Source organism: Empedobacter tilapiae (genome assembly GCF_004785645.1).
In the GTDB taxonomy this organism is placed as follows: domain Bacteria; phylum Bacteroidota; class Bacteroidia; order Flavobacteriales; family Weeksellaceae; genus Empedobacter; species Empedobacter tilapiae.
Window position 1 is genome coordinate 1 of sequence record NZ_SRPE01000017.1, and the last position, 17,205, is coordinate 17,205.

11 protein-coding genes are annotated in these 17,205 nt (G+C 31.7%); 6 read left to right on the forward strand and 5 right to left on the reverse strand.

The annotated features are described in order from the left end of the window. Positions 1 to 444 precede the first annotated feature (444 nt). The 6 genes from E4J94_RS16840 to E4J94_RS16865 all read left to right on the forward strand — a co-directional run bounded on the left by E4J94_RS16840 (position 445) and on the right by E4J94_RS16865 (position 11,024). On the forward strand, positions 445 to 1,080 hold the full coding sequence (locus E4J94_RS16840; RefSeq protein WP_135836946.1) for a hypothetical protein: 636 nt from the start codon (positions 445 to 447) through the stop codon (positions 1,078 to 1,080). A gap of 141 nt (positions 1,081 to 1,221) precedes the next feature. Further along, complete coding sequence (locus E4J94_RS16845) at positions 1,222 to 8,841, forward strand: GEVED domain-containing protein (RefSeq protein WP_221411305.1); 7,620 nt, start codon at positions 1,222 to 1,224, stop codon at positions 8,839 to 8,841. 80 nt (positions 8,842 to 8,921) lie between these two features. Then, a complete protein-coding gene (locus E4J94_RS16850) occupies positions 8,922 to 9,446 on the forward strand; it encodes a hypothetical protein (protein WP_135836948.1) in 525 nt (174 codons plus the stop codon). A 73-nt stretch (positions 9,447 to 9,519) separates the two neighbouring features. After that, positions 9,520 to 10,032 carry a hypothetical protein gene (locus E4J94_RS16855; RefSeq protein ID WP_135836949.1) on the forward strand — a complete coding sequence of 171 codons (513 nt, stop codon included), beginning with the start codon at positions 9,520 to 9,522 and terminating at the stop codon, positions 10,030 to 10,032. Positions 10,033 to 10,042: 10 nt separating this feature from the next. Then, the gene (locus E4J94_RS16860; RefSeq protein ID WP_135836950.1) at positions 10,043 to 10,474 is read left to right on the forward strand and encodes a transposase; all 432 of its coding nucleotides are present in this window, start codon (positions 10,043 to 10,045) and stop codon (positions 10,472 to 10,474) included. Positions 10,475 to 10,694: 220 nt separating this feature from the next. Beyond that, positions 10,695 to 11,024 (forward strand): helix-turn-helix domain-containing protein, encoded by a 330-nt coding sequence (locus E4J94_RS16865; protein WP_135836951.1) that lies wholly within the window; start codon positions 10,695 to 10,697, stop codon positions 11,022 to 11,024. A 175-nt stretch (positions 11,025 to 11,199) separates the two neighbouring features. On the opposite strand, the gene E4J94_RS16870 is transcribed toward E4J94_RS16865, so the two are convergent. From E4J94_RS16870 to E4J94_RS16890, 5 genes are all read right to left on the reverse strand, one after another. Continuing rightward, positions 11,200 to 12,075, reverse strand: coding sequence for a hypothetical protein (locus tag E4J94_RS16870; protein WP_135836952.1), 876 nt, complete (start codon positions 12,073 to 12,075; stop codon positions 11,200 to 11,202). A 554-nt stretch (positions 12,076 to 12,629) separates the two neighbouring features. Beyond that, complete coding sequence (locus E4J94_RS16875; RefSeq protein WP_135836953.1) at positions 12,630 to 13,385, reverse strand: hypothetical protein; 756 nt, start codon at positions 13,383 to 13,385, stop codon at positions 12,630 to 12,632. Positions 13,386 to 13,394: 9 nt separating this feature from the next. After that, positions 13,395 to 14,150, reverse strand: a complete 756-nt coding sequence (locus E4J94_RS16880; protein ID WP_135836954.1) for a hypothetical protein — start codon at positions 14,148 to 14,150, stop codon at positions 13,395 to 13,397. Between the two features lie 122 nt (positions 14,151 to 14,272). Further along, positions 14,273 to 15,004 (reverse strand): DJ-1/PfpI family protein, encoded by a 732-nt coding sequence (locus E4J94_RS16885; protein ID WP_135836955.1) that lies wholly within the window; start codon positions 15,002 to 15,004, stop codon positions 14,273 to 14,275. Between the two features lie 383 nt (positions 15,005 to 15,387). Beyond that, the gene (locus E4J94_RS16890; protein ID WP_221411306.1) at positions 15,388 to 17,001 is read right to left on the reverse strand and encodes a helix-turn-helix domain-containing protein; all 1,614 of its coding nucleotides are present in this window, start codon (positions 16,999 to 17,001) and stop codon (positions 15,388 to 15,390) included. Positions 17,002 to 17,205 lie beyond the last annotated feature (204 nt).

Below are 17,205 nucleotides of genomic sequence, written 5' to 3' on the forward strand. Positions count from 1 at the left end.
TAAATATTGAATGGACGTTGCTTTTTATCATCCCATTGATCAGCTTTTATTCGAAGAGAAGTTCTGAATGTATATTTTTTATTTTGAGATTGATCAATTAAAGAAAGATGGATATTTTTTAGGTCTCCATTATCAGGCAAGAAAAAATTAAATGTCATTCAATCAGATTTAATAAATTAATAATGAACGAATTTAACAAAAAAAAGTAGTCCTTCCTAGACTACTTTTTATGCAAATATATTCTTTTTTTAAAAACAAAGCAAATTACTGAAAAATACTGTCTTAACTCTCTTTTTAAGCCTTATTTTTTTTAAACAAAGATGTTTTTAATTGCTTATTAAATGAGTAATTAACTAAAAATCACTTTTATAATTTATTGCACTGTAAATCAATACACTGAATAAATAGTCTAGGAAGGACTATTTTTCAAAAACAACCTAACTAATGAAAATTGAAACAAGCATAGAAGTACTTTTTAAAAAGGAGTTATTCCACCTTTTAGTGCTTTTATGTTTTGTTTTTTCAGATTTATTATCAGCACAATCTTTAGTTAATAACCCTAATGTTTTTATCGGTAAAGGAATTACTATTATTGATAATGATACTGTGCTGGAAGAAAAAGAGACTTCTTTTTCCCAAAAATCTTTTAGTATTTATATTACCGAAGGAACCTCTTTTATTGATACGGAGGAAAAAGTTACAGCAAAAGTAACTTATGTAAATCTAAAGAGTACAGAAATTAGCCTTTCTCATAAAAATAACAATCAACGTGTTCAAAAGAATGTAGTAGCTAAAGATACAAAACATGATATTGCTCCAAAATATTCGGCTAAGATTACTAGAACTAATTCTAGTCAAAATATAATTAACATTTTTTCTGCTTCTAAGGCGATAACACTTGTCCCTACAAACAATACGTCAAAAATTTTAGCACCGATAGTAGGTTCAGTTATTTTAAAAAGTCATAAAAAAGAAATATTAAAGATTAAATATTTTTATGCTAATTCAATTAAAAACCTTGAGAAAAAAGATAGGTTAAGTATTCGTCCACCTCCTTCATTTTCTTTCAATCTAATATAAACTTAGCTGTTTCGAATTATGATATTTTTTGAAGCAGTAGATGAAAGTTGAATTAAAATACAAATAATGATAAAAAATATAACTTTTTATAGAAGAAGAAAACGTCTCATCATGATGTTATTGCTTCTTTTAACCAGTTTTTTGCAACAGTCACTAGCACAGAATTTGCTATCAGAGAGCTTTAATTATGCTTCTGGTACATTGTTGACGAATGCAAACTGGACATCTCATGCAACAGGGACACCCTCCATTGTTGTAAGTGATGGAAATCTTTCTCGTTCAGGAACAATAGGAAATAATATAGGAAATAAAATTTCCTTGGCAAGTAGTGGACAAGATGTGCGCCGTGCCTTTACAGCAATACCTACAAGTACAACAGGTCAGGCGGCTTATGCGTCTATGGTGGTAAATGTTTCGGCAGCACAAGCGAGTGGAGATTTCTTTTTCTCTTTAGGATCTTCTACTGCAGCACAGAATGCCCGAATATATATAAAAGCAAATGGGACGGGCTATAGTTTTGGAATAGGAAAAACAGCAGCAGAAGCCGATTATGAAGCCTCTGTAAGATCTTTTGGAGTGAATACTTTTATTGTGCTTAAATATGAAGCTTTTACTGGAACTAATAATGACATTATTAGGTTATATGTAAATCCATCATCAGCTTCAGAGCCTGGAACAGCAGCAATCAGTATTGCTCCTCCAATAGCAGATGTAAGTTCATTATCTGTTGCTTATCTATTTCAGGGTGCTGCTATGAATGCACCTACATTGGAAATAGACGGAATCAATATAGGTAGTACATGGAATAGTGTTACTTCTGCAATATTTGATTATGGGGATGTACCAGTTTCTTATGATACATCAAAAGAAGGAATTTTCATGCCTGCAGCTCATTCACGTATTGCAGGTTTCTCATTAGGAAGTATTCTTCCAGATTTAGAGCTTAAACCATATAGTGTAGCATTGGGAGCTGATAATAATGGAACAAATGGAGATGGAGTAGATGAAGATGCGATTTCTGTTTCAGTAAACCAAATAAGAAAAGGAGTACCTTTTACACTAAATGTTCCTGTTACTAATACAACAGGCACTAAGTATCTTTATGGTTGGATTGACTTTAATAATAATGGTAAATTCGAAGTTGGTGAATTTGCGACAATCTCGTTTTCAGTAGCGGGAGCAAGTACACAAGTGCTTAGTTGGACAGGGCTTCAGACAGGAACTATAGCAACAGGAGCAACAAAGCTTTATATGAGGTTAAGACTTTCTGATAGGGCTTTGGCTGACTATACAACAGTTGCAAGTGGAGGAGCTGATATTGATGAACGAAGCATTGGATTTGGTGCTATCTCAACAACTAGTTCTGCAGATCATGGAACTATTCCTAACGGAGAAGTTGAAGATTACCAAATAGAAGTACTAAATACTTTCGATTATGGTGATGTACCTTCTACTTTTGAAAACGATATTAATGGAGTAGCATTACCAGCGTTGCACGCTCCATTGGCAGGATTTACGATAGGAAATTTATTGGATGTAGAAACTGCACCTGCTTCTGTAATATCACCTAATCAAAATAATATGGCTGGTGATAATTCTATAGGCGATCCCGATGAAGATGGTTTAGCGACATTGGTAAGCGTGAGCCGTGGAGTTGCTTACAGCATTAATGTACCAGTTAATATTCCTTCGGATTTAGCAGGAACGAAATATTTATATGGTTGGCTGGATTTGAATGGAGATGGGCGTTTTCAGGTAGGAGAGGTAGCAACGACAACTTCTACAGGAGTAGGACTAAATTCATTAACTCTTACTTGGAGTGCTACACAGACAACATCTATTCCTGTTGGCACAACGAATATTTACTTAAGATTAAGACTTTCTAATCTAAGTTTACTCGACTTTAACTCAGGAACAAATAGTGCACTAATTGATGAACGAAGCATAGGAAATGGTGCGACATCAACTACTAATTCAGTAAATACACCAATTACCCCTTTTGGAGAAGTAGAGGATTATCAGTTATCGGTTGATCTATACGACTTTGGAGATGTACCAGTTGGATATGAACTGAATAATGCGGGAATTTCTTATCCTGCAAGACAAGTGGCTAGTTCGCTATATACAATAGGTGAAACAATAGATCATGAGCAGACTGCTCAAAGTGTAGCTATTGGAGCTGATAATAATGGAATAAATGGTGATGGACTTGATGAAGATGGTGTGGGAGTACAAACAATTACTAGAGGAGCTCTTTTTAATTTCTTTACTTCAGTATCAGCAAATACAGCATCTAATGTTATTGCATGGATAGATTTTAATAATGATGGTAAATTTCAAGCTAATGAAGCAGCTTATGCATCTACGAATGCTACTTCTAGTGGTTATCAGGCAGTTCCTGCTGGAGAAAGTACGGTCAATTTTTGGTTCAGAGGTTCACAAACTAGTCAAATTCCTACCGGAGTAACAAATGTATATGTAAGAGTTAGACTTACTCAAACTGCTGGAGCTGATAACACGTCGACTACAACTATAGATGAACGCTCTATAGCTGATGGTGTTAGTACAGGTATATATACAATACCAAGCTTTGGAGAGATTGAAGACTATCGATTTCCTGTAGGAAGTGAATTATATGATTTTGGAGATGCACCAGAAAGTTATGAAATGGATAAAGATGGAACAACTCCTATTAACTTTAAACCAGCAAGAAATTTCAGCACGCATACGTTATATTTAGGAAGTTCTTATGACAATGAATCTGGTCCTTCTTCAGTTACTGTGGGAAGTGACAACAATGGTAATAATGGAGATGGTTCTGATGAAGATGGTATAACAAGTCCATTATATATAAGACCAGGTGCAATTAACAATTATAATATAGAAGTTAAAAATTATACAGGAGCTAATGCTACTTTAGTTGTTTGGATAGATTTTAACAATAACGGAAGATTTGAGGCAACTGAATCTTATTCCTATACAGCAACTCCAGGTGCCTACCTTGCATCTATTCCTTTTACAGCTGCACAAACTGGAATTATTCCATCAAATACAAAGAAAGTGTATATGAGAGCTAGACTTATGCAAGCGGAAGGAGGAGTTACTCTAGGTGATCAAACGACTGGGACGAATGCAACGGTAGTAGACGAACGTGCTATTGGAGATGGATTGGTAACAGGAACGTATGGTGTTGTAGCGCTTGGAGAGGTAGAGGATTATCAGCTGACAGTTATTCGTGATTATGGGGATGTACCAGTTTCTTATGAGAATGGAAACCCTGCGTTTCAGGTGAATAGTTCTATACCAGATCTTTATTTAGGTGCATCAATTGATTATGAGTTGGAACCTAGCAATGTTGCTGCAGGAGCGGATAACAACGGGATCAATGGAGATGGAGAAGATGAAGATGCTGTTTCAACTCCTATGATGGTAGTGGATGGTACTCCATTTACAATCAGTGTTCCTGTAAATACAACAGTAAGTGGAACAAAATATTTATACGGATGGATTGACTTTAATGGAGATGGTGTTTTCAACGGTAATGAGGCTGTTGTTGTTAGTGGATCAGTAACGGCAGGTACTCCAAGTCATTTTGTATTGACATGGAACAATACTTTTGCACCTTCTGTTTTGGCTGAAGGAAAAGTATATGCAAGGTTAAGATTATCCGCTCTTTCGCTTAGCAATTCAAATAGTGGAAATGCAACTCTGATTGATACACGAAGCTATGGAGGTAGCAATGCTTCTGGTGAAGTAGAAGACTATCAGTTTGATGTAATAGCTGAAGGATATGATTATGGAGACGCTCCTGCTGAATATGCAAGAAATAGGGAAGGCGCTACATCTATATACCCAAGACAGGTCTTGTCTTCTGTATTGAGATTAGGTGCTACAATAGATACTGAGCCATCAGCACATACTGTTCCTATGGGAGCAGATAACAATGGTGTGAATGGTGATGGATTGGATGAAGATGGTATTACTACACTTTTACCTATCTATAAAGGAATTGCTTATAGTACAGACGTTAGTGTATTTAATAATAGTGGTTCAGCTAAAACTCTTTATGGTTGGATTGATCTTAATAACAACGGGTATTTTGAAGCAACAGAAATGGCTAGTGTTTCAATTCCTAATTCGCCAGTTCAGCAGACTGCAAAATTATCTTGGACAAATACATTGACCAATAATATACCAACTGGGACGAATCAATTGTACATGCGTCTTCGTATTTCAGGACAAGCACTTGCTGATTATACAGTAGGAGGAGCACTAGGTCTTCTTCTCGATGAACGCTCAATAGGAGATGGTCTTATTTCTGGAACTTATAGTACATCAGCCATAGGGGAAGTAGAAGATTACAGATTAACTGTTTCTACAGAATATGATTACGGTGATACACCAGATTCATATGATACTAGTAGAAATAATATTGTAGCGCCAGCACGACAAGCGGTAAGTAATAGACTGTATATTGGTAATACTCCTCCAGATTATGAAGCGGCTAAACATACATCATTAGATGCTTTGGGTGATGATATTTCTGGACAAGATGATGAAGATGGTGTAGAGATTACTCCTATTTATGGAAATGGTGGTTATGGGTATACAGCACGTGTACAAGTAACTAATAATACAGGAGCTTCAAAAACCTTATATGGTTGGATTGATTTTAATAATAACGGACGTTACGAATCTAGTGAAATTGCAACAATAAATGTAGCAAATGCAACTAATAACGGTTATGTGACGCTTGCATGGACAAATGCGCAATCTGTTGTTAGTGGTAATCCTACACAATTATATATGCGTTTACGTTTATCTGAAGGAACTTTAACTGATTTTACAACTGGTACACCAGGGCTTTTGGTAGATGAACGTGCTTTAGCTGATGGAATAAATACTGGTGAGTATGCAGCGACACCTGTTATTTATAACGGAGAAATAGAAGATCATAGGATTCCAATTACAACACAGTTTGATTTTGGTGATGCTCCAGCTGTCTATGAAAAAAATTCAATAGGAACGAGTGTTCCAGCACGTCATAGACACACCCCCGATCTTTTGATGGGTGATACTGTAGATATTGAAAGTGATCCGAATAGTGTAGCTTTTGGATCTGATAACAATGGTGTGAATGGCGATGGATTGGATGAAGATGGTATAGTTACTCCATTACCAATATTACTTTCTGGAACAGATTATGGTGTTGGTATAAAAGTAAAGAATAACCTTACTACAGCAGCGACATTGCATGCTTGGTTAGATTTAGATGCCAATGGAAGATTCACATCAAACGAACATATATCTGTAGCGATTCCTGCAAATTCTGGAGATTATGCTACAAGATTAGTTTGGCCTATAGCGAATTATACAGGAACGACTAATTACACTTATATGAGAGTGCGTATTACAAGTGCAACATTGGTAGACAATGCAGCTTCCACAAATGTGGATGAACGTTCAATAGGTGATGGAGCGAATACTGGGGAATATGGTGTACTTATAAACGGAGAGGTAGAAGATTATATTTTACCAGCTCAACCAACAGATTCTTCTATCATTCCATGTGATAATAATGATGATGATCGTTTAGGAAAGATGGATCCTTTGCAAGCTCTTTTCCATGCAAGTATTGCCAAGTTAGCAAGTGGAGATTATGTTGTGTTCGGGAATTCAGCACATGGAAGTGGAGCAAACCAAATGACTCCTATAAAAGTAGAATCAGGAAGTAATGGATTCGACTTTTTAGGAACGCCATTAATGGTGACAGGTGTATCTTCTTCCACAAGTTATCATCAGTACATGCTTCTATCTTCTGCAGGATTATATGTATGGGGACAATCCAACGGTGTTTTTTCTGGTACAGGCTTCCGACAAGTAGCATTACCTGAAGGTATAGGAGCTGCTCATATCCAAATGATAGACGCAGGTCGAAATTCATCAGTAGGATCATTAATGTTATTAACTAAGACAGGTGAAGTGTGGACCTATTCTAATACAATAGGACATGCAATTCAAGGAAATGGGAATGTTCCTGTTCCAGGATGGCATCAAGTAATGTTAGAGAACAACACTCCTCTTACAGGAATGAAAGATATCAGAACTTCGGGTGCATCAGCAATTGCTACAGATGGTAATAACTTCTATACTTGGGGTGCTAATGTATTTTTAGGAGATGGATTAGTTGCTTCTAATAAAAATTTTGCAACTAAAATGATTGTTCCAAAAGGAATTACATTTCCTATAAAACAACAAGATATTAATAACCAAGTTTTAACATCTTATTATGTAAGAGACAACGAAGGAAAAGTATTTGTACTTGGAGCAAACGAAGAAGGTCAATTAGGATTGGGTAATACAACTACCCAAACCAAATGGAGCATGGTTAGATTTATTAATGAAGAACCAGAAGCAGTAGGAAATCAGGATGATGTTACAAAAGAAATAGGAACTGTAAAATGGATTTCTGCAAACAATCATGACAGTTATGGTCCTCTATTTAGTTTAATTACTGAAGATAAAAGGATTTATAGTACAGGATCGAATGATGGAAGTAAAAAAGGAGTAGTATCTCCTACATCTGCTTATATGTTAACTGCAAATACGACGAATAGCGGAACTCAAATGCTGAAAGGAAAGATGATGTATGTAGAAGCAGGAGGGCATATCTCTATTGTAGTTAGAGAAAGAAGTGACCGTTATGGTTATGTAGGACACACAGTTGATGGAAGTGATGGATGTGGTGGTTGTACGAATAGCCCTATAGAGTATGACTTTTCAAATGTTCCTTCGGTAGGACCTATTTGTGGAAATGTAGCATTTGATTATGGAGATTTGGATAACCGTTATAATCTAGGTGATATGGCAAGCCATGAAATCAAGTATAGCCAGATAGATAACCCATTGAAACTAGGAGCTATTGCAGCAGATAGTGAAGATGGACCTCAGTTTACTGTTACAGGAAATGGTAACGATGCAATGGGAGATGATAATGATGAATTAGGAGATGATGAAGATGCGTTTCCTGCGTTCCCAAGTACTCCACTACCTCAGAAAGTAATAGGGTCGTCTTATAAATTAGAAGTTCCGTTGACAAATAATACAGGAGAAGAAGCTTATTTATATGGTTTCATCGACTGGAATAACAACGGTTTTTTTGAACATGGAGAAGCTGTAGTACAAAAGGTTACTTCTTCGGCATCTCAGCAAATAATAACACTTACATGGGCAGATGATCCATCGGTTTGTGGTGTTAGTATGAGGAGTTTTGTGCGTTTACGTTTAACGACAGAACTGTTTGCTGACGATTTAAGTACTCTTGAGGACGAACGTAGCTTCTTAGCAGCTCCTAATGGAGAAGTAGAAGACTACTATGTGGATTGGAATGCAGAAGAATGTTTTTGCTATAAACCAGGTGCTACGACAGGAGGACTGACATTAGATAGTAATGTAGGAATATCTTCTTTAAACAGAGGTGCAGGTATGCAGGATTCTGATAGTTGGCCAATGGTTAGAAAAGGAGCATGGTTGGTACTTGAATCTAAAACAAAAGGTTTTGTTCCGAATAGAGTAGCCTTTGAGGATCAAGATAATAATGCAGCAACTCCTGATGTACCAGTAGGTATTCCTGCTAGTGATTTTGTAGAAGGAATGATGGTATATGATACAATTAATAATTGTATGAAAATATATACATCTGTAGATGATGGAAATACATTCGGATGGTATTGTATTTCAAAACAGGCTTGTCCTGAGTAAAATAAGATAATCTGCTCCTCTTCACAGAGGAGCGGAAAATCTTTTAAAAAATTAAATGATCAATTAAGAATAATTGAAATATGAAAAAAATAATTACAACAACATTCTTTTTTCATTTGCTATCTTTTACATTACAAGCACAAGTGGCAATAGGAAAAGAAAATGTAAGTAACAATTCTGTGTCATTAGAGTTTGGTGATTCAGAAAACAGAGGATTAGTTCTTCCTTATATTGAAGATGCAAGCAAGATTTCTGAAAATGGGACAATTATCTATGATACATCTGATTTCAAAGTCAAATATTTGAAAAAAGGTAATTGGGTTGATTTAAGTGTAAATGAAAACGGAGACGAAGATCTAACTATTCAAGGGATTGGAAAAATAGAGCAGACTACTGCAAAAGTGGCTGTAGGACAGAATGGCGATTCCGATACAAAAGAAGGAATTTTAGTGTTGACAGATACAAATAGATCTATGGTTTTGCCAAAAGTAGAAAGTCCTCACTTAAATATAATTAATCCAAGTGCAGGTATGATTGTATATGACACAAAAGCAAGGCAGCTTGCTGTGTATAATGGAACTGTATGGACTTTCTGGAAACCATAATTGATTATAGAGGTATCGGTGTGAAAAATAATACCGATGACTTATTTTAAAAAATTATCAAAAAAAATAAAAAATGAAACAAATATTTGAACGATTTAAGCTATCCTTACTTTTCTTAGTTCTCTTTTTTAACAGCCTTTATTCTCAAGTATATAATGAAGGAATTGTAGATGAAAATACAGTTTATACTTTTGAGGGTGAAGACTATAATGAAACAGAGTTCAAAAAGGAAATGATATTTTCTGAAATAAAAATTAATGGATCTGACACTGAAGGAAATGTATTAAATAATAATAAGATAACTGTTGGAAAAGAAGGAATATATCGTATAACATTACTTTCTAATTTACCACAAGAAGAAGTAAAGGAAATGAGTTATGTTATAAATCTCAATAGTAAAGAAGCATTTCAAGCAAAACCTCTTGATAAGAGTGGAAAGTATTATTTTCAGATACAATTAAAAAAAGGAGATTCATTGAGTTTTGATGTAATAAAAGGTATTGAAACAGGTAAAAAAGGCATTCGTAATAGACTTGAAATGCAATTCTTAGATCCTGATTTAATTAAGTTTATAGATAATCATTAATAGTGCTTCAATGAGTAATTACAAAGAAATACATGTAGGTACTTTAATTAATCAAGCTGTTACAGATGAAGGGGTGGAAACACCCCGTATCTGTAACTTTTTCCAATGCTCAGAAGAGGAGATAAAACAAATGTATCAATCAAAAAGTTTAGATTCAGAAATTCTGTTGAAGTGGAGTAAACTATTGGAATATGATTTTTTTAGAATTTACAGTCAACATTTAATTTTATATGCTCCAGTATCAGCAAAGAATAAAGAGCACAAAACAATAAACCAATTATCACTTCCTCGATTCCGTAAGAATATTTATACAAAAGAAATTATAGATTTTATTTTAGAACAACTTCATTCTGGAGAAATGACTAAAAATGAAATTGTAGAAAGATATAGGATACCTAAAACGACTCTTTACAAATGGTTAAGTAAACATAAAAACTCATAAAGTTAACCATTGACCTAAATAAATAGTTATATCCTACCTACATATTTTATAGTAATACATTCTAAAATAAACTATGAAAAATTAAAACCGAGATTATCAGTTTGTAGATGAATATTTTACTCAGATTAGACCTTATATTATTGAAAGAATTTGGTTAAGGAATCAGAATAAAAATATTATATATTGAATTAACAATAGACACCACTTTACCTAAAAAACTATGAATTCTAAAAAAAATATATCACCTGATTATCGACAGATATATGAAGATATTTTAAATAAAAAGTTTCCCCATAAAAGAAAAAACTGTAGCAGTATCCTAAAAAAAACAATTATTTCTGGAATAGATATTATTGAACTGAATAAAAAAATATTTGGAGTCACTAAGGAAACAGAATCTTTTAATCAAAAGTATCGTTCATATAATAAAAAAGATATTTTGCTTATTTTGGATTACCAAAAGCAACATAAATTAACAAATTCACAGCTAGCAAATCATTTTAAATTAAGTCGAAATACGGTAGCGAAATGGAAGAAGATTTTTATATGAAAATTATTTAAATAATGTATTTATTAACTTTACATAATTATATCATATAATTTTTTTTACAAATTACATTGTTGTAAAATCAGACATAAATTTATAAAAGAGCTTCTTTAAAAAAAAAAGAAAAAGGTGTCAATAGACACCTTTTATTATAAGATAAAATCTGAATTTATATAATCTAAAACAGTTTCTTTGTAAGTAAAGTATTTATAAAAAATCCAGTACCTTGCCAGTTACTATTTGATCCTCCATCGGTTCCAATTAAATCTACTCTAGCAACGGTTAGTGTTAATCGGGTTTTTCCACCAACTTCTGAAAATCCACCAAAAGAAACTGTAAATACATCAGGAAAACTCGTTGTGTTTCCTGCTGTCAAAATTGGATGTAAATTATTAATATCAAAAGCTGTTCCTTGATATTCATAAACTATCGTCATTTTACTCGGTCTAATAGATGTATTTGCATTTAAAGCTTGGGAAGATGAAGTTGATGAGATAACCCACCAAGCATCGGTTCCAGTTCCAGAATCATAAGTTGTTGAATTATGATTTGAAATATTTGCCGAGAAATGAGGGATTTTTAAAGTTGTTCCATAAATACTTACGTTTGGAGTGTAAGGTTGTGCAATATACGATAAGTCCCATGTAGCAGAGGTAGAGGCTGTATTTGTGTTATTTACAACTTCTACATAACAACCAGCTTCTATTATAAAGCTCGTAACAGGTACACTTGTCGCTCTTATCGTGTTTGACCCTGAAGCTCTAACTGTTACTCGTTTAGTTGTTGCATTTTTAATTCTGTAAATGCGACCGTTAAAACTACTTGTTCCTGTTCCAATAACAGGTAACGTTATTGTTGCATCATTAGTTCCATTATAGGTGGTATAGTAATCATTAATACCTAAGGTAACACTTGATGAGATTTCTCTAAAAGCAGTTTGTAATGAACCTCTTACATCTAAAGTACTATTAGGAACAGATGTACCAACACCTACCTGTGCACTCATGAACGAACTTAACAATAAGGTTACAAATAATAAATAATTCTTTTTCATACAATATGGATTCGTTATTTTCTACAAAATTAGAGTTTTTGATTGAATTTTTTTTATTTAGGCTAATATATTTGTTTCTAATATGTTATTTATTTAAAAATAAGTAGTAATTCTCTCTCTCATAGAGTACAATTTTTAATTGAAAAAAGATAACATATAACTATTTCATGTAATGAAATGTTAGAATCTGTTATTATCCGATTTATATTTTTAAGACAATAAAGTAATTTCTATTCGTTTATAGAAAGTGTATAGTAGCAGCTTAATTAAAATATTTGTAAAAAGAATTAAGATATATTATTTTAATAATACAACTTGATATGATTTTGTAAAATAATAAAAGGCGGATTTTTAATCCACCTTATTATATTGTTAATAAAATGATTATGATTGATAATACAGCTGAAGCAAAGTATATAATTAAGCTTTTATTTTGCTAATAAATCTTTGATAGTTAGAAGAACTAATATTATATATTATAAGAAAATTTCACTTAAATATTAGCGTTAACTTATTAAATTTTAAATAATTATATAGAATACTCTAATAATAAGCTAATTAAAAGGAAATGCCATAATAGATGTTTCTCCCCATGTACCTCCTAATTGATCCCAAACTGAATTAAGAGGGAAATTTCCAATATTTTCAGCCCCATTCGTTACCAAATAATACTTTTTTGCTTCAGAAGAAGAGTTCTTTATGATTGTGGCTCCTTTAGCAATTCCGTAATCTAATAAATAATCTCCTCCAAAAGTTTTACCAAATAAGACATCTTGCGATAATGTATATATTCCATTTGTATTCTCAGCCCAAGAAAACTTAACATATACACCAGAAGATGGACTTGCTGAGTTGAAAGCTCTTAATAATAAATTTGATCGAACCATCCATTCTCCAGGTTCTAGAATGATATAACGACCAGTATAATTGAGTGTTGTAGTAAAAATTAATCCACTGTAAGAACCTTCAATTTGTGATACAATTACTGAGCTTCTTTTTCTCCATTTAGTATCACCATTTATATTTGTTACGAGTCTATAATATTCTCCTTCAGAACCATCTTTCAGTCTGAAACCAGAATTAATATTATTACTTTTAATGTCAACGAGCGTACTAGGATTTTCAACACCTATTCCTAGATTTGCATTTTCCGTTATTTTTACATCATTACTGATTGCACTTATATTAGGTGTAGAAGATTTATTATCAGCTTTACCATCGACCATAAAAATGCCCGTAGGATATTCTGTATTTATTCCTACTTGAGAATAGGAATAAGAAAATAGAAATAATAAAAATATTTTTTTCATCAGTATTGTTTAATTTGCAGGATAAGCGATTATAGAGTTTTCAGCCCATGAAGAGCTCCCAAGGTTATTCCATACTCCGACATAATTACCTGTTATAGTAGGAATATTATTAAAAAGATAGTACGTTTTATTTGAAGATGTACTGTTGTTGATGAGAGTTGTTCCACTTGATAGACCAAATGAACTAATTAATGTTCCAGAGTTTAAATTTCCAGTTCCACCACTATAAGTATAATTTGGTTGTGTACTACTCCATGCTAATCTTACCCAAATTCCTTGTCCAGAAACAGGATTTGGATTAGCTGCTAATATAATGTTTGTAAATATTAACCACCTTCCAGGAGGTAAGGTAATAGAAGTTCCTGTGTATGAAATATTTTCTACTGGCGTAGATATTCCTGTTGACGACCAATTTGCTAATATAGGTTTTTGAGTAGCTTTCCAACTACCATTCCCATTAGCATCAGAAGTTAAGACGTAACCTTCTCCTTGAGAACCATCATTTAATTTAAATGATGGAGACGAAATAGAAATAATTTCTAATTTTTTTGTTGGATTTGTGGTACCTATACCTACATTACCTTCGCTAGTAATAACAAAGTCATTTAATTGTTGTTCTTTTGTAGGAGCTCCTTCTAAATTATTATCTTTTTTACCATCTACATTAAATACTCCTTGAGGGTTTTTTGTATTTATACCAACTTGAGAAAGTAAGAAAGTGTTAAATGACAAAGCAATTAGAATAGCTATTGTTTCTTTTTTCATAGATTGATTGATTGATTTATTGATTGATTTATTTATTGATTTATTTATTTATTTATTTAGATTTATAGTATTTTATACGATATTTTTTATATTCTAAATTATAGAAGTATATGAATTTTTATTTATGACTTAGACTTATATTTCATACCTTTTTTTGGAGTAGGCCACTTCTGATTATGTCCGTAATTATATTGTAATGCGTTGTTTATCATTTCTTGAATTCTCTTTCCGCTATGAATCCCTACAATGTAAAGCGCTACATCTATTCCTGAAGTTATTCCAGATGAGGTGATTATTTTTCCTTCATCAACAAATCTAACATCTCTAATGAGTTTAACTTCTGGAAATTTTTCACTAAAATCATGAGCTACAAAATAATGGGTTGTTGCCATTTTATTGTTTAGAATGTTGCTATAGGCGAGCAAATAAGATGCTGTACATATAGATACTATTTTAGAATAAGGATTATTATTTTCTTTTTTTATAAAATCAATTAATGAATGATTATTTTTTAACTCTTCTATAACTTTCATATTTGCACCAGGTATTATGAGATAATCAGCAGGAGGAAAATTATTTAATGTATAATCTGTAGTTACTTTTATCAAACCATTTTCGGTTGATATATTTTTAGAATCAAATCCTATTGTATAAATATTGTATTTTCCATGTGTTAGATTTTTAGCTTTACTAAAAACTTCGATAGGACCTGAAAAATCTTGTAACACAACATTATTGTATAAAAGAACAGCAATGTTTATAGTATCGTTTTTTAAATTAGTAGATGAATAATTTTTATTTTCTTGCGCATTTAAACTAAAATGAATAAGAAAAATTAAGATTGAATATTTCATATAGGTTTGTTAGTACATTTACTGAACGAGCAATTTTTTATGCTAGTAATTTTTCACAAATGTATACCCGAAATTGTAGTCAAACATTCCAATGAATGTCTGTATTATATAATTTATACAATAAAATAATTGTATTAATGTACTTATTGTTAGTTTTTTAAGTTTTAGAATATGAGAATTTATTTTGAAATACAGATTCAAATTAATAAATCAGAATAATGGAGTTATTTCTATAATTTTAATAGAATGGTTAGTTTTTGTAAAAAGAAAATATCGTTTATGAACGATTATAGATACTGTAATAGATTTAAATTTTATGAAATGATAAAAGAGTAAAGTATTTTAATAATCATAAAGCTGAATGAAGTAAATTATCGAATAGTTTAATTCAGTTTATGTTTATTAGATAATTCATGAATGAATTGAGAAGGAGAAATATTCACGACTTTCTTAAAAATTTGAGTAAAACGACTATGCGATGAAAAGCCAGACATATCAGCTAAATAACTAATTTTATAATTTAAATATTCTGGATTGTTGTATAATTTTTCTACAATATATTTTATTCTCAAATCATTGAGATAATCATTGAAATTTTTTTGTCTATACTCTTTTATAATATAATTAGCATATTTTGAATTTGTCTCTAGAAGAGAAATAAAGTTAGAAAATGTGAAATTTTTAGAAGTATAAGCTGTCCCTTTTTCAAATAATTGGAGTTTTATTAATAATTCCTTTTCAGTTTTGACAGACATTATTCTTGAAGTATGAGAAACATTTTTCTTAATGACTTCTTGTGGGAGATCTATATCTTTTTCTTCACTTTCATTTTGGAGAGTTGAAATTATTTCTTCAAATCTTCTTTCTATTCTTTTCTTATTTCTTCTATGCATTATTAAAAGAAAGAAAATTAAAAAGAGAAGCAAAGAAGTAAAAATAATTAATTTACTGAATTTAGTATTTATAGCATGGTTCTCTCTTTTATTTTTATCAAACTCAGAAATATAATATTTACCTGATTCATTTAATTTACCCTGATTAGTTTGTTTTACAATATCTAAATTTTTTTGTCTCTCAGCTTTACTATCAATTCCGTAATGAAGCTTTTCTTCGCTAACTTTTGCAATTGTAGCAGGGTATTTTCTTTCATTTGCTAGATATAAAGATTCATCAAACCATTTATTTGCTTCTATAGTTTGTCCATTTTCTGCATAAATCATACCTTTTACTAAATATTGTAAATCGAGTAGATAATGATCTTCTTTAGGTACACCTTTAACTAATGCAGGCACTTGATCGAAATAAAATTTAGCTTCTTTCAATTTGTTATCTTTTAAATAAACATAACTCAATTGTATATAAGCTAAGCCTAATTCAAATCTATTTGTATCAGGATAATTTGATTTTAGCAATTTTTCAACAAAATCAGTAATCATCTTTCTATAAATTACAGCATTAGAATAATCTCTTCTTTTTTCAAAGTATAGAGCTCTTGTTTGCATCATAGAAAATTCAATGGAAGGATCTTGTATTCTTTTTGAAATTTTCAGCAGTTTATCCCAAGTCTCATTGGCTTCTGTATTCAAATCTAACTCTTGATAATTTAATAGCAGAAAAAAATTAATATTAAAATAATCGTAAGTTAAATCACATTTATTTACAAGATCATTTGCTTTTTTAAGATATTGGATCGATTCAGAATACTGCATACTTTTGCACTTCGCATCACCCATTCTTAGAAACGATTTCATTCTTTCGAAATCGTTTCTAGAAATTCTTAACATTTCCTTTCCGATTAAAAATGAATCTTCAGCACCTTTATCTTTTTTCTTGCTTAAAAAATCAATTTCTTTACTTATACTTTTATTACTTTGAGAATTAACGAAAGTACATATGAAAAAAAGGAAGATGCACTGAAATTTAAACATTGGTACTTTAATCTTAAATATTTTTCCGAAAATAATCAAATATTGGACGTTTGTAGTATTTTTTCTCAATACTTTTATAAAAATGATAATCTTTTTTGTATCTAATTTTCTTTCTGAGCTTGTTTAAGTATTAGATCATAATTAACGTATAAAGTTTTTTGAATAAAATTGTTCGTATTAAAGTGTAAAAATTTACTTTCAAGTTTATGTATTTATTTCAAGTTTGATATTATTGAAATTAAAACCTAGGAATACGGTTTAGATAAAATATTG